This is a genomic window from Lachnoanaerobaculum sp. ICM7, from assembly GCF_000287675.1.
Taxonomy (GTDB): Bacteria; Bacillota; Clostridia; order Lachnospirales; family Lachnospiraceae; genus Lachnoanaerobaculum.
On record NZ_ALJL01000028.1, the window covers coordinates 70,594 to 95,516 of the forward strand.

At 34.8% G+C, this 24,923-nt stretch carries 26 protein-coding genes; 21 read left to right on the forward strand and 5 right to left on the reverse strand.

The window, feature by feature from the left end; genetic code table 11:
- Position 1: 1 nt before the first annotated feature.
- Positions 2-571 (forward strand): hypothetical protein, encoded by a 570-nt coding sequence (locus tag HMPREF1140_RS09880; RefSeq protein ID WP_009663658.1) that lies wholly within the window; start codon positions 2-4, stop codon positions 569-571.
- A gap of 56 nt (positions 572-627) precedes the next feature.
- Here the strand turns inward: HMPREF1140_RS09880 and HMPREF1140_RS09885 are convergent, their stop codons facing one another.
- Positions 628-1,137, reverse strand: a complete 510-nt coding sequence (locus HMPREF1140_RS09885; protein ID WP_009663700.1) for an SMI1/KNR4 family protein — start codon at positions 1,135-1,137, stop codon at positions 628-630.
- 114 nt (positions 1,138-1,251) lie between these two features.
- Between HMPREF1140_RS09885 and HMPREF1140_RS09890 the strand changes: the two genes are divergently transcribed.
- The 6 genes from HMPREF1140_RS09890 (at position 1,252) to HMPREF1140_RS09920 (ending at position 4,086) form a co-directional block, all read left to right on the forward strand.
- Positions 1,252-1,665, forward strand: coding sequence for a hypothetical protein (locus HMPREF1140_RS09890; RefSeq protein ID WP_009663778.1), 414 nt, complete (start codon positions 1,252-1,254; stop codon positions 1,663-1,665).
- Between the two features lie 28 nt (positions 1,666-1,693).
- A complete protein-coding gene (locus HMPREF1140_RS09895; protein WP_009663686.1) occupies positions 1,694-2,200 on the forward strand; it encodes a YfbM family protein in 507 nt (168 codons plus the stop codon).
- A gap of 359 nt (positions 2,201-2,559) precedes the next feature.
- Positions 2,560-3,057, forward strand: a complete 498-nt coding sequence (locus tag HMPREF1140_RS09905) for a macro domain-containing protein (RefSeq protein WP_009663697.1) — start codon at positions 2,560-2,562, stop codon at positions 3,055-3,057.
- Between the two features lie 16 nt (positions 3,058-3,073).
- Positions 3,074-3,442 carry a fluoride efflux transporter CrcB gene (gene crcB / locus HMPREF1140_RS09910; RefSeq protein ID WP_009663788.1) on the forward strand — a complete coding sequence of 123 codons (369 nt, stop codon included), beginning with the start codon at positions 3,074-3,076 and terminating at the stop codon, positions 3,440-3,442.
- Entirely contained in the window at positions 3,406-3,654 is a 249-nt protein-coding gene (locus tag HMPREF1140_RS09915; RefSeq protein ID WP_051000448.1) for a type II toxin-antitoxin system prevent-host-death family antitoxin, read from the forward strand. Before crcB ends, HMPREF1140_RS09915 begins: the two co-directional genes overlap by 37 nt.
- Before the next feature lie 3 nt (positions 3,655-3,657).
- Positions 3,658-4,086, forward strand: a complete 429-nt coding sequence (locus HMPREF1140_RS09920; protein WP_009663717.1) for a hypothetical protein — start codon at positions 3,658-3,660, stop codon at positions 4,084-4,086.
- Between the two features lie 50 nt (positions 4,087-4,136).
- On the opposite strand, the gene HMPREF1140_RS09925 is transcribed toward HMPREF1140_RS09920, so the two are convergent.
- The 3 genes from HMPREF1140_RS09925 to HMPREF1140_RS09935 form a co-directional block, all read right to left on the reverse strand.
- Positions 4,137-5,825 carry an amino acid ABC transporter ATP-binding/permease protein gene (locus HMPREF1140_RS09925; protein WP_009663770.1) on the reverse strand — a complete coding sequence of 563 codons (1,689 nt, stop codon included), beginning with the start codon at positions 5,823-5,825 and terminating at the stop codon, positions 4,137-4,139.
- Entirely contained in the window at positions 5,825-7,567 is a 1,743-nt protein-coding gene (locus tag HMPREF1140_RS09930) for an ABC transporter ATP-binding protein/permease (protein ID WP_009663650.1), read from the reverse strand. Before HMPREF1140_RS09930 ends, HMPREF1140_RS09925 begins: the two co-directional genes overlap by 1 nt.
- A 69-nt stretch (positions 7,568-7,636) precedes the next feature.
- Entirely contained in the window at positions 7,637-7,972 is a 336-nt protein-coding gene (locus tag HMPREF1140_RS09935) for a nitrous oxide-stimulated promoter family protein (RefSeq protein WP_035620334.1), read from the reverse strand.
- Between the two features lie 321 nt (positions 7,973-8,293).
- On the opposite strand from HMPREF1140_RS09935, the gene HMPREF1140_RS09940 reads away from it, so the two are divergent.
- The 11 genes from HMPREF1140_RS09940 (at position 8,294) to HMPREF1140_RS09990 (ending at position 19,244) form a co-directional block, all read left to right on the forward strand.
- Positions 8,294-9,046: a TraX family protein gene (locus HMPREF1140_RS09940; protein WP_009663786.1), complete on the forward strand. Its 753-nt coding sequence runs from the start codon at positions 8,294-8,296 to the stop codon at positions 9,044-9,046.
- 9 nt (positions 9,047-9,055) lie between these two features.
- Positions 9,056-10,294 carry a VWA domain-containing protein gene (locus HMPREF1140_RS09945; protein WP_009663757.1) on the forward strand — a complete coding sequence of 413 codons (1,239 nt, stop codon included), beginning with the start codon at positions 9,056-9,058 and terminating at the stop codon, positions 10,292-10,294.
- A gap of 29 nt (positions 10,295-10,323) precedes the next feature.
- Entirely contained in the window at positions 10,324-11,241 is a 918-nt protein-coding gene (pfkB, locus tag HMPREF1140_RS09950; RefSeq protein WP_009663674.1) for a 1-phosphofructokinase, read from the forward strand.
- 23 nt (positions 11,242-11,264) lie between these two features.
- On the forward strand, positions 11,265-11,744 hold the full coding sequence (locus HMPREF1140_RS09955) for a pyridoxamine 5'-phosphate oxidase family protein (protein WP_009663653.1): 480 nt from the start codon (positions 11,265-11,267) through the stop codon (positions 11,742-11,744).
- Between the two features lie 69 nt (positions 11,745-11,813).
- Positions 11,814-12,935 carry a macro domain-containing protein gene (locus tag HMPREF1140_RS09960; RefSeq protein ID WP_009663704.1) on the forward strand — a complete coding sequence of 374 codons (1,122 nt, stop codon included), beginning with the start codon at positions 11,814-11,816 and terminating at the stop codon, positions 12,933-12,935.
- 86 nt (positions 12,936-13,021) lie between these two features.
- Entirely contained in the window at positions 13,022-13,693 is a 672-nt protein-coding gene (locus HMPREF1140_RS09965) for a vWA domain-containing protein (protein WP_009663665.1), read from the forward strand.
- A gap of 21 nt (positions 13,694-13,714) precedes the next feature.
- Positions 13,715-13,984, forward strand: coding sequence for an AAA family ATPase (locus HMPREF1140_RS09970; protein WP_009663756.1), 270 nt, complete (start codon positions 13,715-13,717; stop codon positions 13,982-13,984).
- A gap of 191 nt (positions 13,985-14,175) precedes the next feature.
- Complete coding sequence (locus tag HMPREF1140_RS09975) at positions 14,176-14,661, forward strand: rhodanese-like domain-containing protein (protein ID WP_009663683.1); 486 nt, start codon at positions 14,176-14,178, stop codon at positions 14,659-14,661.
- A 78-nt stretch (positions 14,662-14,739) separates the two neighbouring features.
- Positions 14,740-15,345: a ClpP family protease gene (locus HMPREF1140_RS09980; protein ID WP_009663758.1), complete on the forward strand. Its 606-nt coding sequence runs from the start codon at positions 14,740-14,742 to the stop codon at positions 15,343-15,345.
- On the forward strand, positions 15,345-16,931 hold the full coding sequence (locus HMPREF1140_RS09985) for a type IV secretory system conjugative DNA transfer family protein (protein WP_009663716.1): 1,587 nt from the start codon (positions 15,345-15,347) through the stop codon (positions 16,929-16,931). Before HMPREF1140_RS09980 ends, HMPREF1140_RS09985 begins: the two co-directional genes overlap by 1 nt.
- A gap of 108 nt (positions 16,932-17,039) precedes the next feature.
- On the forward strand, positions 17,040-19,244 hold the full coding sequence (locus tag HMPREF1140_RS09990) for a hypothetical protein (RefSeq protein WP_009663676.1): 2,205 nt from the start codon (positions 17,040-17,042) through the stop codon (positions 19,242-19,244).
- Positions 19,245-19,279: 35 nt separating this feature from the next.
- Here HMPREF1140_RS09990 and HMPREF1140_RS09995 read toward each other — a convergent pair whose 3' ends face one another.
- Positions 19,280-20,320, reverse strand: coding sequence for a YeiH family protein (locus tag HMPREF1140_RS09995; protein ID WP_009663734.1), 1,041 nt, complete (start codon positions 20,318-20,320; stop codon positions 19,280-19,282).
- 199 nt (positions 20,321-20,519) lie between these two features.
- Between HMPREF1140_RS09995 and HMPREF1140_RS10000 the strand changes: the two genes are divergently transcribed.
- Genes HMPREF1140_RS10000 through HMPREF1140_RS10010 form a run of 3 tightly spaced genes read left to right on the forward strand, consistent with a single transcriptional unit; the run spans position 20,520 to position 24,898 of the window.
- The gene (locus HMPREF1140_RS10000; RefSeq protein WP_009663726.1) at positions 20,520-22,232 is read left to right on the forward strand and encodes an N-6 DNA methylase; all 1,713 of its coding nucleotides are present in this window, start codon (positions 20,520-20,522) and stop codon (positions 22,230-22,232) included.
- A 37-nt stretch (positions 22,233-22,269) separates the two neighbouring features.
- Complete coding sequence (locus HMPREF1140_RS10005; RefSeq protein WP_009663725.1) at positions 22,270-23,778, forward strand: class I SAM-dependent DNA methyltransferase; 1,509 nt, start codon at positions 22,270-22,272, stop codon at positions 23,776-23,778.
- Positions 23,779-23,797: 19 nt separating this feature from the next.
- Complete coding sequence (locus HMPREF1140_RS10010; protein WP_009663783.1) at positions 23,798-24,898, forward strand: restriction endonuclease subunit S; 1,101 nt, start codon at positions 23,798-23,800, stop codon at positions 24,896-24,898.
- The last annotated feature ends 25 nt before the right edge of the window (positions 24,899-24,923 follow it).

Consider the following 24,923-nt stretch of genomic DNA (forward strand, 5'->3'; position numbering starts at 1 on the left):
AATGAACGAATTTAATAAGTACAAATTATTAAGCGAAGGTAAAGCATTTGGAGATAGAGCTAAAATTGCTTTAGTATTACTTGATAGCAACACAGCTTATGAAGAACTAAAGGTGGAAGGTGCGCAAACTTCAGTTGCCGGAAGTTATAGCTGTGTCGGAGGGGATCCGGCTTCAATACTTGAAATGATAACGATAGAGTTGATATGCCGCAATCCTCGTGATACATGGTATTTGCCTGACAATGTAAAATATTGGGACAGGAGATTTGGCAGTCTGTTTGAAACAAAGTTCTTTTGTTATGATGATGATGTAGAAACTTGGAGTAAAATACTGAATAAATTCTTTATAAAGCTGCAGTGGATGCCTAAAAGAGAAGATTATAGTTCAACAAAAAGTTATAATAATGCCTGGGGATATTTTGCAGAGCTTTTAGCGGTTGTAAAAGAAAATAATCATCCTGAATTTAATACTTATTATGAGATTGCTACCGGGAAAGGTATGAGTGAATCAGTATTTGAAAGAAAGCTAAAAGAGCTGGCAGAATTAAAACTGTCATTTGTAAAGGGTTAAATGTCACCATTTAATAAAGCCGACAGAGTTTAAATTCTGGCGGCTTTTTGAAAATTCTACTCAATTTCTTCTGAGGCTCTAAGCCCCAATATAAATTCTTCAAAGTTATCTGCAAGTACAATTATCTCGAAATCATCTTCTTGTATACATATTGATACCTTCGGTTCTCCATCTTTGCCACAATCTCTGTAGTCTAAATATATCATTTCATGTCCGCCTGAGATTGTATCGGCAATAATAACACCTACATTTCTTGGATATTCCCATTCATCATACCAAAACTCATTTCCGAATTTTCCAAATAAGGAATCTTCTTTTTCTTCCGATATACTGTATAATTCATCTACATCAACACGGTACCTATTCTTATCATCAAACCAAACATTCTTATTGGGTTTACCACCGTTTTGTGTTTTCATAAGCTCTATATATGACTTCGGTAACTTAACGCCCAGTCTTTTTTCAGCTTCTTGCACCATCTCATCTGTTAAATTCTCACCGGTACAGACTTTATTTATATACTCACTTTCCTTCCAAAAACTTTTTAATTCAATATTATCAAACATTGTTGATCCCCCGCTTTTTCCAAACTTGAATTAACTTATCAACTTATATTATAATCATGTTTAGTAATTAAAGTAAATATTAATAAAGATAAATCCTACCTGGGGGAGGTTTTAATGAGTGAAAATGGACTTATGGATTTGAAACAAAAAATGATCAAGCTGATTGAACATTTAGGCAATGAAAATATTATTACAGGTGTAAGTGCAAAGGATTTAGGTAGTCAAACGTTTGAGGAGTTGGTTATTTTACTGAGAGATACACTTAAAGAAGAATACCCGAAGACAAAGTTGAAAAGAATTATGAAAAGCGTTCATTATGCAAATGGTTTTAGTGATTTGGATTTAAAACAAAGTGCATTTATACTTGATGAAATTGAACAGTATCTTTGTATAAATAAATTTCTTAATCATGATAAGTTGGTTAAGTATTTTAATAAGCGTATAGTATCAAACGAGTTTGAAATAAATCCACAAAATATGGTTTTGGTTATGATAGAAAGCTTACTTTACAGTAAGAGTAAGTTGTAGTTTTAAAATATTTTTTGGAGAATTGAAAATGGGAATAATAGCAAATTATCAATATTTAAGCGACAGAAACTTAAAAGAAATGAAGAACTTTTATAATGAAGCGGTTGAGGATATTGAAGATGATAAAGATTGTAATGATGATATAGAAATACAACTTGACATGGATAAGATGTGGGATGCGCTTCACTTCGTGCTTACAGGAGTGGGTAAGGATGAAGCTATGGAAAATAATCATCTTAGTGAGGCTGTTTTTGGGGTGAATACTATTAAAAACTCACAGGAGTATATAGCTTATACACAAAAGTCGAAGGTTAAGGATATAGTATTTGCACTTGAGGATTTTGATATAGAGAAAGCATTGGAGAACTTAAGTATGAGCCGGTTTAAAAAAGCAAATATATACCCGAACATTTGGGATTATGAAGAAGATGCTGATAAAATAAGAGAAGAATTAATGACATATTTCCAAAGACTAAGAGATTTTTATAAGAAAATACTTGAAGTAAATGGAAATGTAGTGATTATTATTTGTTAGTATAAGTGTTTAGAAATAATAGGGGGATTAATATATAAATAGTTATGTGTGATTATTGTTCCAATATCAAAAAAATAGAATCCTTTTCTTCGCCCAAACTATATAAAGAAACTATAGAATATATTAAGGATCTTGTTGAAAAAAGAGGTTTTATAATTGTTGAAGGCAACTGTAAATTAGGTGAGCATATGAAAGACGGACATTGGATTGATGATATTATTTACCATATTATCAAATGTCCGAAGTGCGGTAAAAAATTCACCTGTATTGTAAATACCTATAGAGGTGGAGGTTCTTTTGAATAACTATCACTTTGGAATAAATATGTATTTTTTATTTAACATAGAGAAAGAGATTTTATGATAGAGTATACTAGTGGAAATATTTTTGAGAGTGGTGCAGATTGCTTGATAAATGCGGTAAACTGTGAAGGAGTTATGGGAAAAGGAATTGCTTATCAGTTTAAGTTGAAATTTCCTGAAAATAACAAGTCGTATATTAAAGCATGTAAGTCAAGTGAATTGACAATTGGAAAAGTACATTATTTTACTGAAAATGGAATTACTATTGTAAATTTACCTACTAAAAATAAATGGCGTGAAAAATCAAAGATAGAGTATATTAAAACGGCAATGGATTATTTTGTCGATATATTACCAAAACTGCAAGTGAAAAAGATTGCTATTCCACCTTTAGGATGTGGCAATGGAGGTCTTAATTGGGAAGATGTTAAAAAGGTAATAGAATGTAAACTGGAAAATATTTCGGATAAATATATTTTTGAATGTATTGAGTATCTGGAAAGTACATCAATTATATCAAAAGATATAAATGGTAATTATTTTATTAGGGATTAAAATACCGGAGAAATTAATGAGTTTTTTATTTGTAGCACTTGGTGGAGCGGTTGGGGCAATGGCAAGATATGCGATAAGTCTTATACCGGTTAAAACAGGATTTCCGATACTTACACTTATTACAAATATAGCGGGTGCAATATTAATCGGTTTTATTGTCGGGTTTACAAGTAACAAAGACAATATATCAGGTAATACAGTACTGTTTTGGAAGACAGGTGTATGTGGCGGATTCACTACATTTTCAACATTTTCACTGGAAGCGTTTAACTTGCTTGATAATAAGCAATACACATTAGGCGGATTATATATTGTAATAAGTGTTGTATGCTGTATATTCGGTATCTTATGCGGAAAGAGGTTGGCTTCGGTGGTAAAGTTATAAGTAATGAAGTCTTGAAAAATTGTCATAAGGGAGAATCTGTATATTTGACTAAGAATGGCGGAGGACGTTTTGTAGTTATGGATATTGAAGATTATGAGCGTGATCATGCAGAGAAAAAGCTTTTGACGAAGTTGCAGGAGGCTGAAGAGGTTGTAAAAGATTGTGAAGGTTGGTTGAATTTGGACGAATTGAAAGCAATGATGGAGGAATAAGATATGCTGTTGGATGAAGAAAGATATGCAAGTGTCATAGAATACGGTAAGGATGCAGTAACTAAAATTAACGAAGGAAATATTAAAGAGGGATTTGAAAGTGCAGATAAAGGCTGGAGAGCATTCCCTGAGTCCGGAGCTAAATGGAATCAGGGATATGGATATGCAAAAAACTTCTTTAAAAAAGCACTGGAAAATAATGATTTGTTGAATGCCAAAATATGGCTTGAGAGAATGACAGAAAATAATGCCAATTTGCATTTATTTGATGAAGAGCTGGAGCATATGAAGGCAAAGTATGCATATGAAATAGGTGAGCTTGATAAGGCCTTTGAAATATGGCAAAAACTTGTAAAGATAAAGGCGGTAAGCTTCAGATACTTTGATAATGATGATCCAAAGTATAAAGAGTTCTATAAGTCAAGAAGATAAAACAAAAGCACATAGCTTTGAGAAATTCTTTTGCTATGTGCTTATTTAGTTTATGAAAATCTACCCTTAGCCATCTCATAGGTTTTATCTGCAAGTGACATTGTAGATTTTCTATGAGAAACGAGAACAATAGTCTTTCCGGCACTTTCCTCTGAGAGTGACTTTAAGATAATACCCTCATTTAAAACATCCAGATTGCTGGTAGGTTCATCCAAAAGCAGGAAGTCACCGTCATGTAAGAATGCTCTGGCAAGTCCTACACGCTGCTTCTCACCGTCAGAGAGTGAATCACCCAGTTCGCCGACACTCGTATCATAGCCATTTGGAAGACTTATTATAAAGTCATGTATACTTGCTTTTTTAGCCGCCTTTTGAATCTCTTCAATAGTAGCATTTTGCTTTGCAACTCTTATATTATCTGCAATAGTTCCTTGGAACATTACAGTTTCCTGAGTTACATAGCCTGTCATTTCACGAAGATTCTCAGTATTAACATCCTTTATATTCTTTCCTGAAATATGCACTTCACCTGTTTTTACATCCCGGAATCTCATCAGCAGTTTTAATAGTGTAGATTTACCGGAACCGCTCACACCATGTATTCCAAGCACCTGACCTTTCTTTATATCAAGAGAAACATTATCAAGTATAGTTTCGTCACCATATGAGAAGTTTACCCTTTCAACATCGGCACCTTCAAATACAGTATTTTCTTTACCGGATACTTCTTCAACTACCGGTTCTTCCTCAAGCAGCGAAAGTACACGCTCACCACAGGCAAGAGTCTGATTGAGATTATTTGATAAAGAAGACAGTGCAACAGTAGGTCCGAATGAACTCATCATAGCCAGGGTAGCAATCAGCATCTGAGAAAAAGTTATACTCTCATTTTTGTAAAGTATCAACATAGAAAAGAACATTACCCATGAGAAAAGTTGAATAACAAGATTTGTAGCTGCTCTTTGAGAACCCTCAAAAAAGCTTAGTTTTCTTTGATTATCCGCCAACTCTAAAGATTTTGAATTCATCTCATTTAAGCGCATATCCCCCTGATTGTATTGAAGTATCTCATCTACACCATACATACTGTTGATAACAAAGTTATTGAGTTCGCCTACATTATTTCTAAATTTCATTCCGGCATCTGCACTGCGACTTCCATTCCAAAGTGGAAGAGCAATTCCTACAGTCATGTATGCAAGCAATGAAATAATACCTGCAATAGGATGTTGTGACCATATAAATATAACCATTATAAGAGATGTGATAAAAGCAATGGCTATAGGTGATATTGTATGTGCAAAGAACACCTCCAAAAGTTCGATATCACTTGTGATAATGGCAATAAGATTTCCCTTTTCCTTTCCATCAAGCTTTGCAGGACATAGCTTTCTAAGCACTGCAAAAACCTTGTGTCGTATTATTGCAAGTATACGAAAGGCAATATAGTGATTACAGTATTGTTCACCATAGTGCAGAATACCTCTGGCAACAGCCATTACAATAAGCGATATAAATATTACTTTTGAAATGTCGGGAGCAGAAGTAAATCCGTTATTTAACAGGGTATAAAGTCCGTAAATAATACCATATCCGCCTGTTATTGTAAGGAAGATAGCACATAAAAAGCCGATGACACCAAGAAAAATTCCAAGTAACATAACACCTGTCAGAGGCTTTACCAAAACGATAAGACTTCTCATAATTGAAAGTCCGGATCTTCTTGTGGTTTGTTTCATTATCCTACTACCTCCTTTCTTTTTGAGAAATTCTCAAGATTCATCTGCTCTGTAAACAGCTTCTCATAAGCACCTTTATTGTTCATAAGCTCAGAGTGAATACCGGATTCAACAATGTTTCCGTTTTTAAGCATAAATATCTTATCACTGCCAACTACATTTGCCAGTCTATGTGATATAAGTATAACAGTTTTGTTTTTTGACAACTCATGTATTACATTCATTATTATCTCTTCACTGCCTGCATCAACATTTGATGTTGCTTCATCAAATATATATACCGGAGTATTGTGAAGAAGAGCCCTTGCAAGTGAGAGTCTTTGCTTTTGTCCTCCGGAGAGATTGCTTGCATTGGAAGTAAGCTTTGTATCAAGTCCGTCTTGAGAATTGATGAAGGCAAGAAGATTTACTTTCTCAAGAGCATCATTCATTTCTTTTTCTGTAGCACTTGGATTGCCAATCAAAAGATTATCTCTTACAGTACCTGCAAATATCCAACTGCTATGGCCTACCAGAGTAAAATGACCAAGTATGGTTTCACTTGTGAGTTCACTATGCTCATCATTATTTATCTTCAGACTTCCACTATACTTTGGATTTTTACCCATAAGAATACCTGCTATGGTAGATTTACCTGAGCCCGATACACCTACTATTGAAACAAATGATTTTGGCTCGATAGTCATATTTATTTTATTCAATATGGTCTTATTTGAATCATATGAGAAAGAAAGATCTTCAAGTGATATTTTAATTTCATTATCACTTATCTCTTTACTACCTCTTTGTTGCTCGGGAAGATCAAGGAATGCAAATATACGATCACTTGCCTTCATTCCGTTCATACCTATATGGAAGAAACTTCCTAAGATTCTCATTGGAAGAAAAAATTCAGCAGCAAGGAATAAAATCATAAGCATTCCGTAAAGAGAAACTTCAGCTTTATAAAACTGTGACAGTGCACTGATAATACCTACAGCTGCACCACCATATGCCACTATATCCATGATAGAAGTACTGTTAAGCTGCATCATCAAAACTTTCATGGTTATTTTTCTAAACTGCTCCGATTCTCTGTCCATATCATCTGCAGCAGTTTTATCAGCCTGATAAATCTTTAAAGTTGTCATACCTTGAAGCTTTTCAAGGAAACTGTCACCAAGACCGTAGTAGATGTCAAAGTAATGGCTTAGAAGTCTCTTGGCAATAATCATTACAAGCATGATCACTATAGGAATCAGAGGAACTGCTACAAGAAGAATAACAGCAGATTTCATACTGATTCTCATAACAACTATAAAAAGTGTTAAAGGTGCAAGCAGTGAATAGAAAAATTGACTCAAATATCTGCTAAAATATACTTCAAGTTGTTCCACACCCTCACCTGCCATTTGCACTATTTCAGATGTATGTACCTGTTCTCTGTAAGCAGGACCTAAGCGAAGTACCTTTTCATAGATACGATTACGCAAGATTCTCTTTACATTTACACCTGCATGAAAACTTGCTTTAGTGTAGAGTTTGTCACATATTGCTCTTATCAAAACACCTACAATGACGACAATAACAACTCTTGGAATATGAGATTCAAAGGTTGTATCTAAGAAAACTTCTTGAATAAGCCCGGTAATGTTTATTGCAATGATTATTTGCATAATAAGAGATATCCATTGCCAAAGAACCTGGTAGAGGATATACTTTCCGGAGCCTTTCAAAAGACGAATAAGTCTCATTTTGATCATAGACTAAAGACCTCCATATTATTTTGTAATATCAATAAATATAGCATATTTGGAATACCTAACTTTAGGCTATATTTTTAATTTAGCTGTTAAAGATGTAAGAGCATGCTTTATACACATGACCGGGTGGTAAAACATGATACGCGGTCCTGAATAACGCATTACCTCCTTGATTTTTACTCTCATATCAGGAGAATAACAGTGAACCGTACAATTACTGCAAAAACTTTTACTTTCCATAAATGGACAATGCTCAATTCTTGAGCGTGCATAGTCCATAAGCTTCTGACAATCTTTACATAGAGCGGTATTATGGCCATGCTTTCCACGACAGTATATTTCTATCATCCGGGTTACGGCCTGTAATTCATCATGCATTTTCTTTTCTGTTTTTTCTGAATTCATACAATTTATCCTTTCAATATAGGAAAATGAAAGATTCAATAATAAACGTAGATTATGTATATATAAATATAGCATGATTTAAGGTGTTTTTCTATGATAAAAGGTTAGGGAAGCCTAAAAAAATGACATAAAATTAAATATAGTTAATATTGAGAAGATAAAATCGATATTTAGTACTTGGTTTTTTTAAAATTTAATGTATAATAGTATCTAACAGAGTTGCCCAGTCATTGCATTGGGGACCGGGTCGAGATTCTTATCTCGACCTTTTTACAATTTAGGAGATAATATAATGGAATTGATCTTGAAAGGAATATATAAATGTTTTCAAAAATAAAAGAAAGAGGCTTAAATACAGGTGATTTAAAGTTAATTGCTATTGTGGCAATGACAATAGATCATTTGGCATGGTTGCTTTTTCCGGGGCTTCAAAGAGTTTGGTTTGTATGTGCATTGCATATAATAGGACGTCTTACCGCTCCTATCATGTGGTTTTTTATAGCGGAAGGCTCGTATTATACCGGAGATTCTGTTAAGTATATAAAGAGATTGTTTTTATTTGCTGTAATATCACATTTTGCATACAGTTTTGCCTTTGGACTTAGTCCGGTGCCTTTTAAAAGCGGAATATTCAATCAAACAAGTGTCATATGGTCACTTGCCATAGGTGCAACGCTGATATTTGCAGTGCAAAAACATAAATTGCCCGGTATTGTAACGGTATTTCTTATAATACTTGCAAATCTGCTTTCATTCCCTGCGGATTGGTCCTGTATTGCGGTTATGGTTCCTTTTTTCCTATATATGCACAGAGGAGATTTTAAAAAGCAGGCAATTGATTATATTATTTTTGCCATAGTATATGCGGCAGTTTATTTTATATTTATAGACAGAGTCTACGCAGTGCTACAGCTGTGTATATGTTTGTGCCTACCGCTTTTAAAAATGTATAATGGTGAGGTCGGTAGCAATAAAAGTATGAAGTGGTTGTTTTATATTTACTATCCGGCACATTTGTTTTTAATAGGTTTTATCCGAATATTATTATATGGAAATGTAAATATTTTATTTTAAGGGGGAAATATGGTCAAAGGTTGGAAGGATAAGCTTGAAAATTATGTAAATCTAAATGAGAATATCTTTGTTGATATGAAGGTAAAAGGCAATGCGGAGTATGACTTTTGTTGTTTTGGAGTGGATGGAAACGGAAAACTCTCGGACGAAAGATATATGATTTTCTACAATCAAAAGATGAGTCCAAACGGTGAGATATCTGTTGAAGATATTCCTGACGGGGCAAGATACACATTAAAATTATCTGCTGTTCCCGACTTTATCAACAGACTGGTATTTACTGTAAGCATTGACGGTAACAAGACTATGGGAGAGATGAATAGCCTTGAGACTAAAGTATATCAATCCGGAGCCAAGGATATAGAAATGACACTTGGAGGCAATGATTTCTCCAATGAAAAGGCAGTTATTGTTATGGAAATATACCGCAAAGATGTTTGGAGAATAGGCTGTGTGGCAAGCGGATTTGACGGTGGATTGTCTGCGCTTTTAAAATATTTCGGTGGGGAAGAAGTAGTAAGTGATCCGGTACAAGAGCCTGTTGCGGCGGAACCTGTGAAAGTATCCCTTGAAAAGAAGATGGAGAAAGCACCTGAGCTTGTAAGTCTTGTAAAACCTTTGGTATTTGAGCTAAAGAAAAAGAATCTTGAGACTACAGTGGCAAGAGTAGGCCTTGTTCTTGATATTTCAGGATCTATGGTACCACGCTTTAAGAACGGCACGGTACAGTCCATTGTAAATAAGACATTGCCTCTTGCAGTACAGTTTGATGATGACGGGGAACTTGACTTTTGGTTTTACGGAACTACAGCCAGAAAGATGGACATCGTAAATTTAAAAAACTATACGGTGGCTGTTCCTGAAGATTGGAAACATCTGATGTTGGATCTTGGAGGAAGAAATAATGAGCCTATTGTAATGAGAATGGTAGTGGATGAATATAAGGATACCAAGATACCTGCCTATGTACTTTTTATTACAGATGGAGGAGTAAACCAAAAAAGGGAAATACAAAATATCATCACAGAGGCCTCACATCTGCCGATTTTCTGGCAGTTTGTGGGTGTAGGCGGTAAGAATTACGGTATACTTGAAAAGCTGGATACCATGAGCGGAAGATATGTGGATAATGCAGGATTTTTTGCTTTGGATGATTTTAAAAAGGTATCAAATGAAGAACTCTATGCCAGACTATTGGAAGAGTTTCCGTCATGGCTTGAGGAAATAAAGAAAAAAGGAATGATATAAGTATTTGCATGTATTTAAGGAGATAATGGATGTACTATACAATAACATTAAATCCGGCGATAGATATGCTTACTAAGGTTGAAAACTTCGAACTTGGTAAGTTAAACAGAACCGGAGAATCCGATTACGTTGTAGGTGGTAAGGGAATAAACATTTCCCTTTTACTTAAAAATATCGGTAAAGAAAGTAAGGCATTGGGCTTTATTGCAGGATTTACAGGATATTTTATAAAAGATGAATTAAAAAAGCTGGGAATAGAATCTGATTTTGTTGAAACAAAGGGATTTACAAGAATCAATATAAAATTGACTACAGATACAGAGACTGAAATCAACTCTCAAAGCAGTAAGGTAAGTGCAGAAAATGTAAAAGAGTTTTTTGGTACGCTTGAAGGATTAAACAGTGAGGACACCGTCTTTTTATCAGGTAATATTATACCGGGTATGGAGAGCGATGATTTTGTAAAGATAGCGGAGAAGGTAAAACAAAAGGGTGCAAAGCTGGTTGTGGACAGCAATAAAGATATGGTACTTAATACTTTAAAATACAAGCCTTTTATCGTTAAGCCTAATGAATTTGAGCTGGGAGAAATGTTTGGAGTCAAGCCAAATTCCGTTGAAGATATAAAAAAGTATGCAAGAAAGCTTCAGGAAATGGGTGCACAAAATGTACTGGTTTCAAGAGGTAGTAAGGGCGCAATACTTTTCACATCAAATGGTGATGTACTCGGTGCAAATATTGCAAAGGGAAAAGTCGTTTCAACCATAGCTGCAGGTGACAGTATGCTTGCCATGTTTGTAGCAAAGTATGATGAGACCAAAGACTTTAAACTCAGTTTGCAGTATGCATCAGCGGCAGGCGGTGCAACGTCATTTTCTGCAGGAGTAGGTAAAAAAGAACTGATAGAAGAACTTTTAGTACAAATAAAGGTTGAAGAGGTACTATAATTTTTAAATCGAATGGAGATAAGATGGAATTTAGAGAAATGAGAAGATTTAAACAGCAGCTGTCAAAAGAGGAGTGCTTTGAAATACTGAAGAGTGCACCAAGAGGGGTTATAGCTATGAACGGTGAGAACGGATATCCTTATGCAGTTACGATAAATCAATATTTTGATGAAACTGACGGTAGAATATATTTTCACGGTGCATTGCAGGGGCTTAAGGTAGATCTTTTGGGAAAAGATAACAAGGTATGCTTTACAACTACAGATAAGGGGCATATAGAAGAGGGCGACTGGGCAAATACATTCAAAAGTGTTGTATGTCTGGGGCGTGTGGAGGAAGTGAATGACAAGGAAAAGATATATAATCAGTTGAGAAGACTTGCTGAAGGATTTTATCCAAGCCCGGAATCCATTGAAAAGGAAATTGAAAGCGCAGGCAGCAGAGTGAAAATGTATGTAATGAGTATTGATCATATGACAGGTAAACTGGTGCATGAAAAGTAAATAGCATGTATAGGTGGAATGGGCGGATAGATTAGTATATAATTGGAATATAAAAATGGAGGTAGTATAGTGCCTTTTAAGATTATAAGAAATGATATAACTAAGGTAAAAGCGGATGCCATTGTTAATACAGTAAATCCTTACGGTTTTATCGGACGTGGAGTTGAGACCGCCATATATCATGCGGCAGGAAGCGAAGAGCTTTTAGAGGAAAGAAGAAAGCTTGGAATTTTACATACCGGAGATGTAGGTATTACACCTGCATTTAATCTTGATGCCAAATACATTATTCATGTAAGCGGTCCGGTTTGGAAGGACGGAAGAAGTAATGAACTCGCTATACTTAGGCAGTGTTATGATAAAGCGTTGTATATGGCAGTTGAAAATAATTGCAAATCCATAGCATTTCCTTTGCTTGCAACAGGTACATACAGGTTTCCTGAAGAAATCGGTGTAGCTATAGCTGTAGAAGCCTTCACGGAATTTTTAAAAGAGTATGAGATAGAAATATTTCTTGTGGTTTTCGGAAGTGATGCGGTACGGGTTTCCGGCACTCTGGTGGATAAAGTTACAGAGTTTATAGATGATGATTATGTAGCGGCAGCCAATGCTACTGAGTATCTGACGGTGGATGAAGATTACAACGCATATGAAGATGATTATTACCATGAAGATGATAAGGAATGTTTCGGTTACAAAGAGCCTCCATATCCGAGTCTGAAAGAATTTGAAACAGGAGTAGGAGAATTTCAACATGAGTATAGTCATTCACCTTTAAACATACCGGATTTCTTGAGAAAAAAGAAGGCTGAGAATGTTTCTGAATCTCTGGAAGATGCGTTAAAGAAGATATATACTGAATCTTTTGAAAAACATTTACAGCAACTTATAAACAAGAAGGGATTGAAAAACTCCGAGGTTTACGCAACTTCAAATATATCAAAGCAGTATTTTTCAAAGCTTTTAAAGGGAAAGGTAAAGCCTTCAAAAGAGAAAGTACTGGCACTTGCAGTCGGACTTAGGTTAAATATTGATGAAACAGTGGATTTTTTAAGGATTGCGGGATATGCACTTTCACCTATTTCACAGACAGACAAGGTGGTGGAATACTTTATAAGGAATGAAGATTACAATGTAATCAAAATAGATATTGTGCTCTTTGACTTCGGTTTAGAGCCACTTTCAAGTTAAATATAAAAGGTCGCCTTTGGGTTGACCTTTTTTTGCTTCGATTAATGTATCATAAGCTTACAAAACAATTTTAAAGGAGAAATCTTATGAAAAAGACATTAACAGAAATAGTTTATATTTTGGACAGAAGCGGATCAATGAGCGGTCTTGAGGCTGATACAATCGGAGGATTCAATTCAATGATTGAAAAGCAAAAACAGACAGGAGAGAAAGCATATGTATCAACAGTATTGTTTGATGACAGAACCGAGGTTATTCATGACAGAGTGCCGATTGAAAAGGTGGATAAGATAACAAGTAAAGAGTATTTTGTAAGAGGATCGACAGCACTTTTGGACGCAGTTGGTGGTGCAATCAAACATATAATCAATATCCATAAATATGCAAGGGAAGAAGACAGGCCTGATAAGACTATATTTGTTATCACAACGGATGGAATGGAAAATGCAAGCATCAATTATAACTACAAGCAGGTTAAGAAGATGATTGAAAAAGAGCAGAAAGAGTATGGCTGGGAATTTATCTTCATAGGAGCAAATATAGATGCATGTGCAGAAGCCGAGAGATTTGGAATAAGAAAAGAAAGAGCTGTAAATTATATACATGATGATATAGGCACAAAGCTGATATATGAAGGAGTATCACAGGCTATGTGTGCTGCAATGGAAGCAGATTCTCCAATGGTTATGGAAGAGAGTTTATCTAATAATAGCTGGAAAAAAGGAATAGTTTTTGATTATCTGAGGCGTAAGAAATAAAAAAAGTAGAGGATTAAAAATATGCCCATATATACAATATTTGCCGGAGTAAACGGTGCAGGAAAGTCAACTTTATATAGTACATTACTACAGGAAAATCATGATTTCGGAGTGAGAGTAAATTCAGATGAAATCGTAATATCCAATGGTGGAGATTGGAGGAATCAATCCGATCAGGCTAAGGCAATGAAGATGGCCGTAAAACTTATAAAAGACTGTATGAATAAAGGTGTTTCATTCAATCAGGAAACTACATTGACCGGAAGAAGTATGATAATTCAAAGCATATGAAGTTGGTAGCTAAGGAGATTGGAGGATACGGTACATTGCTTGATACTGACTGCTTATGGTTGAATTCTTCTCACTTATTTGATAGATACACAAATGAATTCATGCTATAATGGAAGATGTGCGATATGGTAACATAGATATGTGAAGGTATCGCACAGAAAGAAATTAAATATAAGAGAGGTATTATTTATATGAAGAAGATAGCAGGAATTATATTAACAGGAGTTTTACTCACAGTTGCAGGATGCTCAAACAATGCAAGTATGCAGGAGACTACAGCAAAGGAAACAGCTGTAAGCAGTGTAGCTGCAAGCGAAAAAGCCGGAGAAACTATGAAGGAAAGTGAGGAAGCTAAAAAAGACAGCTATACACATATTGATCAGGAAACTGCAAAGCAGATGATGGCAAATGAAGACGGCCATGTGATTGTTGATGTGAGAAGCAAGGATGAGTATGCAGCAGGTCATATTCCGGGGGCTATATGTATACCAAATGAGAGTATAACAAATACTCAGCCTACAGAGCTTCCTGACCTTGATCAGGTTATACTTGTATATTGCAGAAGCGGAAATCGCAGCAGACAGGCATCAGAAAAACTTGCAGCTATGGGATATACAAATGTATATGAATTTGGCGGTATCAAAGACTGGACAGGAGAAACAGTAGCAGGTAATTAATAATAATCCAAATTAGGATAAGTATAGAGTGAAACTTTTAATATAGAACTTTAAAAGGCATTGATTATAGGAGATATTATGAGTACAAGTACATTAATAAAGACAAACAGCGGTATTACACAGATATCACTGGAAGCAAAGTTTTTCAGTAAAAGATGTATAAATATCAATGGAGAAATAACAGATGAGCTGGCTGTTGATTTTACAGACAAGATATTGGAACTCAATCTGGAGTCAAATGAGCCTATTACAGTGCTTATAAACAGTCCGGGAGGAGAAATAAACAGCGGTCTTTTGATGTATGATGCAATAGTAGGCTCCATAGCACCTGTAAGGATGATATGTAGGGGAAAAGCCTACAGCATGGCTGCAGTGCTTTTGGCATGTGCAGGCAAAAGATATATGCTTCCAAACAGTGAACTTATGCTACATCAACCGATGCTTGGCGGAAGAGTATCAGGAAATGCTTCAAGTATCAAGAGTATTTCAGACAGCATGCTTGAAACCAAGAAGAAAATTAACAGTCTACTGGCAAAACATACAGAAAAGACCGAAGAAGAGATTGACAAAGCTACTGATTTTGATCATTATTTCTCACCTGATGAAGCAATTGCATTCAATCTATGTGATGAAATAATAGAGTTCTCAAAAGTTATTGATTTTGTAAAAGAAGCGGAGTGGTAATGAGAGATAAAAATGGTAAGCAGATACAATCCCAAATTGACAGGGTGATTTTAGGTGAAGGCGAAGATTGTATATTTTCTACAGACAGTAATATAACCGGTATAAACAATAATATCTTGGTAGTCGGAGGCTCAGGTTCAGGTAAAACCCTTTCCATAACGGAGGCATTTCTTCTGGAATCATATAACAGAAATATCATTACTTCTGTAACAAAGAGAAGAATTGTAAATAAATATTTTTCATTATTGGAAGAAAGAGATTATAAGGTCTGGGATCTTGACTTTGTACATCCTGAAAATGGAAATATAGCTTATGATCCGCTTGATTTTATCAAGAGTTATCAGGATATAGTCTTTGTAGCCAAGAGCATTGTTACAGCAAATAAGAAAAAAGAAAACAGTAATGCGGATCCTTTCTGGGATGAGGCGGCTACTTCACTTTTTGCGGCATTTATATCCTATGTACTGATGAAAAAGGATGATCCGAGCTTTATAGATGTTCTTGAGATGATTGATAAGCTTAGCTTTGAGGATGATACAAGCGAGATAAAGACTAATTATGATTACAATTTTTTAGAGCTTGAAATTGCTAATTCTTTTAACTTCGCTACAGTTAACTGGAAATCTTTTAGGAGATTGCCTATAAAAACCGCAAGTTGTGTTTTCGGAACATTGAATACGGCCATCGGATATGTTTTTACACCTGAGCTTAGAAGAATGTTCAAGATGGAAAATAAGATAAGCTTTGAGAAGCTGGCAATGGAAAAGAGAGCATTGTTTGTGACTACCAGTCCGGTAAATCCAAGCTTAAACAGTTTTATAAATATGTTTTATGCACATATATTTAAAGAGCTGTTTGAAATTGGAGAAAGACAGGATGGAGGTGTATTGCCAAGACCTATTCATTTTCTTGCGGACGACTTTGCCACCGGATGTCCGGTACCTTTATTTGACCAGTATATTTCAATATTCAGGGAAAAGGGTATCTCAGTTACACTTTTGATACAGTCGGAGTCACAATTGTCCTCACTTTATGGAAAAGACAGTGCTACAACTATTATTAATAACTGTGATACATATGTTTATATGGGTTCAAATGATTTGGATACTGCAAGAAATATCGGAATGAGGGCCGGAATAATGACAGAGGATTGTCTGAATATGAAACTTGGAAATCAGATTATATTCAGAAGAGGCTCAAAACCTAAGTTTTCAAAAAGATATAATATAATGGAAAATGAACTGTATAAAAAGCTTACAAATAATATGAAAGAGCCGAACGTATTTGAAGGATTTACTCAAGAAAGAAGCTTATTTATAGAAGAACTGAAAAACAGTATAAAGCTATATGAAACAGATATATATGAAGACGATCAATATGAAACAGACGAGTTTGAACCGAAGTCATTTAAAATAAAGCCCATAGCTGAGATGGTAGAACTATATGGGGGAGCGGAAAATGGAAAGGATGAAATTTTCTATGACTTTTTTGAATTCAGGGATGACTTTTCTGAAGACGATGATGACTTTCCTGAAGACGATGATGACTCTCCTGAAGACGATGATGACTTTTTCGACATTTTCTAGGTATTAGAGACAAAATTTAAAATACAGGGTGATCAGGGAGAGTATTGATGAAAATAGGTGGTAATTTGATGAGGAAGATTTGTTTTACAAGAGATTTGGAGTTTATATATGAAGATTAAGAAAACCGGATATTTGCTTATTTTTATATGTGCCGCCATTCTTAGTATATACAGTTTTTCTTTATTGGCTGAAAAGACTTATATATTATTTGATATCGGTGAGATGGAAACAAAGATGCTTTATTTTGAACATATACTGCTATTTGTTATATTTTATCTGATATTAAGATTGGTGAAAAACAATTATATAAGACTTATAGGTATAGGATTTTTTAGTCTGATATATATGATTTTACATCAGGATGCCACCGCTTTTATAGTAGATTGTATCTTCCTTATGGTACTCATTTGGCTTGGTGAAATAATACTTGTAAAAGTGAGAAAAATCTGTGTGGAAGATGGCATTATAGCCCGTTATTTAAACAGCTTTACCGCCGGTAGCCTTACATATATTATTTTCATATGTGTACTTTCAGCACTTCATCTTGCTTCAAAAAAAGGAGTAAGATACTTTACTCTGGGACTTGCAATGCTTGTTGTAGTCACTTATATTTTGATGAGATTTTTCAAAATAATAGTACCGGTAGTAAAGAATAATACAGAAAAAAAGAAAGAGTTCGAAAATAAAAATTTTTTCTGCCTAGGTTCTGCAATATCACTTTCAGCAATTCTGTTACAAATTGGAAGAATCAATATTACTTTGGACTATGATTCTTTAAGGTACGGACTTAGAAGCTTGTCAGTACTTATCGGAAATACAGGGATATATGACAATCTGGGAACTGTAAACGATGTATATGTCTATCCCAAAGGTCTTGAGATACTTACCCTTGTACTTAATACAAAGAAAAGCTTCGGATTTGTACTGAGCTTTTCTTACATATGTGCAATAATGGTACTTTTTACGGTATTTGAGATAGTAAAAGTCTGTAGTGAAAAAAGGACTGATAAGTCATGGCTTGCAGTAGTACTGGTATCAGTGACACCTGCAATTATGAATATGGGGCTGTCGGCAAAGACTGATATGATTACATTATTAATGCAGCTGATATCAATACTGAATATGTGCCTGTATGTGAAAAAAAGACATAGTTACTATATTACATTTGCATTGATAGCACTGCTTGCAAGTATTATATATAAGCCTACGAGTCTATTGTTCAGCTTCGGTATAGGCATTGCAAATATTATTTATCTTGTTACAGACCTTATAAAGAATAAAAATAAAATCAAAAATTTATTCGAATTTGCCTACCTGTTAATTATTCCGATAGCTGCAATAGTACTTGTATATGCAAGAACATATATACTTACCGGACATATTATTACTTCGGTATATTCTTCTGTATGGTATAAGCTTGGAATAGAGACAAAATATCCTTATACTATCGGAGATTATAGAAGTGCCGGTATGAATATGTCATCAGGTGAGAGCGTGGATATATTTTACAGACTATTCCAGCTTTTCATATCACCTACAAATGAGACGCATATTTATATAGCTTCACCTACTGTACTGATAACCGTATTATTTATAATTCTGGCTGTATTTACTCTTAGATACTGCATTAAGAATAATAGTAATAAGGATATATTTACATATATAATGATTATTCTCGGAGTAGATGCTGCGGTCAGTCTGTTTAGCTTATTTATATTAAATCAGGTAGACGGTAATTATTTCATATTGTTGTTTGTCTTGGTTATCATTACGGTTTGTTTTTTGGTTGAAGAAACAGGAGTTAAGAGTTTATTCTATTCATTGATACCATGTATAGCATTTTCACTTCTTATAACGGGTGTTACAAACTGGGCAGGTATCAGAGGGCTGACTGAAAATCCGAAGTATATTAGAGAACTTGGAATCTATAATCATCATGACAGATATATCGACAAAGAAGTGCTGGGAAACACAGACAGCAAATTTGTGGATGTATATATGGATTTGATGAAATTGGGAAATCCAAGAACACTATTATTGTCAGAGGACAACTTACTTAAAATATTAAGTGCGGATATAAGGACTTATACGGATATTACAGGAAGCGGAGGTAATTCGGCGGTTGTAAGAACACTTGATAATTTTAAGGATTATCTGCATTATGCGGATATAAAATATATCTGTGTTGAAGATGAGTATCTGGAAGGCAGAGAAAGAGCTGCGGATGTTGTAAGATATTTGTTGGAGGATGGAAGTACTACAGTTTATAAAGATTATGGAGATGTAATACTTTATAAAGTGATGATAAATTAAAAAAATGTGCAAGTTTTGGGGCTTGCACACTTTTTTTACCAAATACCAAGTATATGCTGCATTATAAGACTTACTGCGGTAATACCTACCCAGCATATACCGCCTAGTATAATAGGCTTGCCACCTGATTTGATAAGCTTTATCAGATTACTGTTCAGTCCGATTGCAGCCATTGCCATAATAATACAGAACTTACTGAAATCCTTTAAAGGGGCAAATGAATGTGAAGGTACACCTGCACTTAGGGCAACAGTAGTGATAACAGATGCGATAATAAAAAATATTATAAACATCGGAAATGATCTTTTAAGGCTGAAACTATTCTGATTATCATTTGACTTTTTTGCATTGATTATTGCAAGCACCAAAGTAATGGGAATGATTGCAAGAGTTCTGGTAAGCTTTACAGTAACCGCCTTATCAAGAGTCTGAGTGCCCAGATTCCACATACTGTCCCAAGTGGAAGCGGCGGCGGTAACGGATGAAGTGTCATTTATTGCAGTTCCTGAGAATATTCCGAAAGCCTCTCCGCTTAGAGTATCAAAGCCAATCATCTTGCCGAAAACGGGAAAGAGCAATGCAGCCAATACATTGAAAAAGAAAATAACGGATATGGCCTGTGCCACCTCGTCATCATCCGCATTTATTACAGGTGCTGTTGCCGCTATGGCTGAACCTCCGCATATGGAAGAGCCTACCCCAACAAGAGTTGAAATATTGCCGGGGATCTTCATCAGCTTATGTAAAATAAAGGCAATTATAAGCGCAGTGGATATCGTGCAGATGATGATAGGAAGAGACTGCTTACCGGTTTGGAGTACAACACTTAGATTAAGGCCGAACCCAAGGAAAACTACAGCCGCCTGCAAAACATATTTTGAAGTGAACTTTATTCCGCTACCTGCCATGCCCTTATCATTCCAAAAAAGTGTAATAATCATACCGGCAATAATCGCAATCACCGGACCTCCGATTATAGGAAATCTCTTCCCCAGAAACCAAGCCGGCAAGGCAATAATAAAGCATATAAGCATACCTATAAGATTTTTTGATAAGAAAGATTTTATTGAATTCATCTTAATGTCCTTTCTGAATTTTATAGTATGATTATAGTACAATGAGGGGAAATGTGGGGAGAAAAAATGTGTGTGATAGAAAATATTTATAAATAAAATAAGGTTATTAAAAACCTTAAAACTAGGCTTGACTTTCGTATTTTTTAGGTTTATTATAACCTTAAAAAATAAAGGTTATTAAAAACCTAGAAGGGGTGGCATGGATATATCATATCTTAAAAGCTTGGAAAAGATTGATACATCAGATATTTCAGATGCTATAAGCAGTGAGCTTCGTATAATATCAGGTGATAATAAATCAAGATATTCAACCATATTAGCATATTTATTGTACAGGGCAGCTAAGGACAAAATTAAAAACCTTGACAGTATCGAATTAGTTGAGAATATCTGTGATGTAGATGACGGCATAAAAAGTGAGTTAATCTATTATTTTCCTGAGATATCGTCTATATTATATAGATTAAAGGTATATGGATTTGATGCAGAGAATCTCCTTGCATATCTGTTATTTAATAATGACTTAGAAGATGTTTTCCAAGAGTCATCTACGCCAAGAGGAATATTAAAGCTGGTTGCTAAGATATTGAATGTACAGGAAAATGATAGTGTATTGGAGCTTTGTTCAGGCAAGGGTAATTTTTTTGTTGAGCTAGCATTGCTGAGAAATAAGATAAAATACACCGGTATAGAGCTTAGTATGGCAAATAACTTTATTGCAAATATAAGGGCATCACTATTGGGCAGGGATATATCTTTAGTTTTAAATGATGCTATAACATACAAAGCGGAAAAGAATGTAGATAAGCTTTTTGCAAATTATCCTTTTATGATCTCTATTCCTGATATTGAAGATATTGTGGATTTTCCGGATAATATAAAGAGAGTTTCTTCAGACTGGATATTTAACTTGAAATTAGTTGAGCAGATGAAATTGGATGGAAGGGCTGTAGCCATTATGACAAATGGAACAACATGGAATTCTACAGACAGAAAAATAAGGGAATACTTTGTTGAAAACGGTCTTATAGAAGCAACAGTTTTATTGCCTGCAAAACTACTATTCGGAACATCTATTGCAACAACTCTTGTTATTTTCAGTCATGGAAACACTAATATTAAGATGATTGATGCCGGTGAGAGTTTTACAAAAGAAGGAAGAAGAACTATATTATCGGACAATGACATATCAGATATTATGGAATTATTACAAAAGAACAGTAATAAATCTATAACAATAAGCATAAATGAGATTGCAGAAAATGATTATATTATTAATGCAAGTAGATATTTGGAAAAAGCACCGGAGATTAAAGACGGAGTGGAGCTTGCGAGTATTGTAAAGAGTATAACAAGGGGAGCACAGGTAAAAGCATCATATTTAGATGAAAATAGAGCAGGTGAACCCACACCTTATAGATATATAATGATTTCAAACATCAGTGATGGAGACATTTTCTTTACGGATAATCAGTACTTAAAGGATATACAGGCTAATGTAAAAAAGTTTTGTATAAGAAATAATTCAATCGTTTTGACTAAAACAGGATCACCGGACTTTAAATCAGCGGTTGTAAAGGTAGCAGAAGGTATGGAAATATTGGCAACCGGAAATATGTTTATTCTTGAAATAGATGAGATAAAAGCTAATCCATATTATTTACAAGCACTTTTTGACAGTGAGCTTGGAAGAGCCTTATTTAAAAGTATATATGTAGGCAGCGTAATACCAACAATTTCTTTAGAAAAGCTGAGAAAGCTTGAGATTCCTTTGCCTTCGCTAGAGGAACAGAATATAATAGGAGAGAAATACAAAGAGGAACTTGAGAGGATGGCTGACCTAAAAGAAAAGCTTTCGACTTCAAGAGAAAAATTGAAGAAAATTTACAATATAAAAAATAATATGGAATAACATAAATGTTATCTTTAAAAAAGTGGAAAGGGATATTATGACAGGCGAATTAAAAAATAAGATTGACGGATTATGGGAGATATTTTGGACAGGGGGTATTACAAATCCTCTTGAGGTTGTAGAACAGATGACATATTTGATGTTTATCAAAGATATCGACAGTGCCGACAATATAAGAGCAAAAGAGGCATCTATGCTTGGATTACCTTTTAAGAGTATTTTTGACGGTGAGGTAGAGATAGGAGATAGAAAAGTAGAAGGTGAACAACTTAAATGGTCTGTTTTTCACGATTTTCCTGCACAAAGAATGTATAGCATAGTGCAAGAATGGGTATTTCCATTTATAAAAAATCTTCACGGTGACAAGAATAGCGCCTACAGTAAGTATATGGGAGATGCTATATTTAAAGTAAGTACACCTTTGATGCTGTCAAAGATAGTGGATGCCATGGATGAGATATATGCCATGATGGATAAGATACAGAGTACGGATGTAAGAGGAGATGTATATGAGTACCTGCTTTCTAAAATTGCACAGTCAGGTGTAAACGGTCAGTTTAGAACACCAAGGCATATCATAAGGATGATGGTGGAAATGATGGATCCGCAGCCAAATGAGACTATATGTGATCCTGCATGCGGTACATCAGGATTTCTTGTAATGAGTGGTGAGTACTTAAAAGAAAAATATAAAAAAGAAGTACTTATGGATAAAAAGAATAAAGAACATTTTATGAATAACATGTTCTACGGATTTGATATGGACAGAACCATGCTTCGCATAGGTGCTATGAATATGATGACTCATGGTATAGAAAATCCTTGTATAGAATACAGGGATAGTTTATCCGATCAAAACCCCGATAAGGATATGTACTCTCTTATACTTGCAAATCCACCATTTAAGGGTAGCCTTGATGCTGACATAGTATCTACAGATATTCTAAAAATATGTAAGACTAAAAAAACAGAGCTTTTATTCCTAGCACTCTTTACAAGAATGCTAAAGATAGGTGGAAGATGTGCCTGTATAGTACCTGATGGTGTGCTTTTTGGTTCTTCCAATGCTCATAAGGCTATAAGAAAAGAATTGATAGAAAATCAAAAGCTGGAAGCAGTAATATCTATGCCTTCCGGAGTCTTTAAACCGTACGCGGGAGTGTCCACAGGTATACTTATATTTACAAAGACTAATCATGGCGGAACTGATAATGTATGGTTTTATGATATGACAGCTGACGGTAAGAGTCTTGACGATAAGCGATCACCAATAGCAGAAAATGATATACCGGATATTATAGCTCGTTTCAAAAACCTTGATGGTGAAAAGGACAGAAAGTGTACAGATAAGTCCTTTATGGTACCTAAGAGTGAAATCATAGAAAAAGATTATGATCTATCTATCAATAAATATAAGGAAGTTGAGTATATACCTGTAGAATATCCGCCAACATCTGAGATCTTGGATGAAATAGAGAGACTAAATGAGCAGATAATGGAAGAGACCAGAGTCTTGAGAGAATTATTGAAAGGGACCTCAAATTGAGGTTTGTGTGGGATCGTAGATGAAAGTGAAATTGGAAGAAGTCTGTAAGAGAATCTATGCGGGCGGAGATGTACCTAAAGATAGGTATTCAGAAGAAAAAACAGAATATTATAAAGTCCCTATCTTTGCAAATGCTGAAAAAGATGAAGGTTTGTACGGATATACAGATGAAGCAAGAGAAAAAGAGCTAAGTATTACTGTTGCAGCGAGGGGGACTATAGGATATACAGTAATTAGAAGGGAACCATTTTTACCAGTTGTTAGGCTTATAACTGTTGTTCCTGATTTGGAGAAAGTATCAGAAAGATACTTGTTCTATGCGTTGAAAATGTGTAAACCACAGTCTAGTGGTACATCTATTCCGCAACTTACAGTTCCTGATATAAAGAGGAATACTCTTAATCTGTTAGATATTGCTGAACAGGAGTCTATAGCAAATATATTAGATAAATTAAAAGGAATTATAAAATTGAGAACAGAAGTGATTTTTAAATTGGATGAACTTATCAGAGCCCGATTTGTAGAGATGTTTGGAGACTTGAAAAATACGATTAGATTGGGAGATTGTTGTAAGGTTCATGCAAGAATAGGATGGCAAGCATTAACTAGAGATGAACATATGAAAACGGGGGAATATATGCTTGTTACAGGGACAGATTTTATTGATGGTAAAATAAACTACAATACGTGTGTATACGTTACTAGGGAAAGATATGAAATGGATCCACATATTATTCTAAGAGAAAATGATATTCTGATTACGAAAGATGGATCTATAGGAAAAGTTGCTATTATACATAATTTATCAAAACCAGCAACGCTAAATAGCGGAGTATTTGTGGTTAGGCCAAAAGATATATTTAATAAAGAATATATTTCAGGTGTTTTTAGAGGACCGTTATTTGAAAAATTTATAGAATTATCAAAGACAGGAGCGACGATTAAACATTTGAACCAAAAACATTTAGTTGAATTTAGAATTCCTTTGCCAACACTTGAAAAGCAAGAAGTTTTCGCTAGATTTTCAAATCAAATCAACAAATCAAAAGTTGAGGTGCAAAGGGCACTTGATGAAGCACAGTTATTATTTGATAGTCTTATGCAAAAGTACTTTGGATAGGAAATAAATAATAAAAACTAGGATA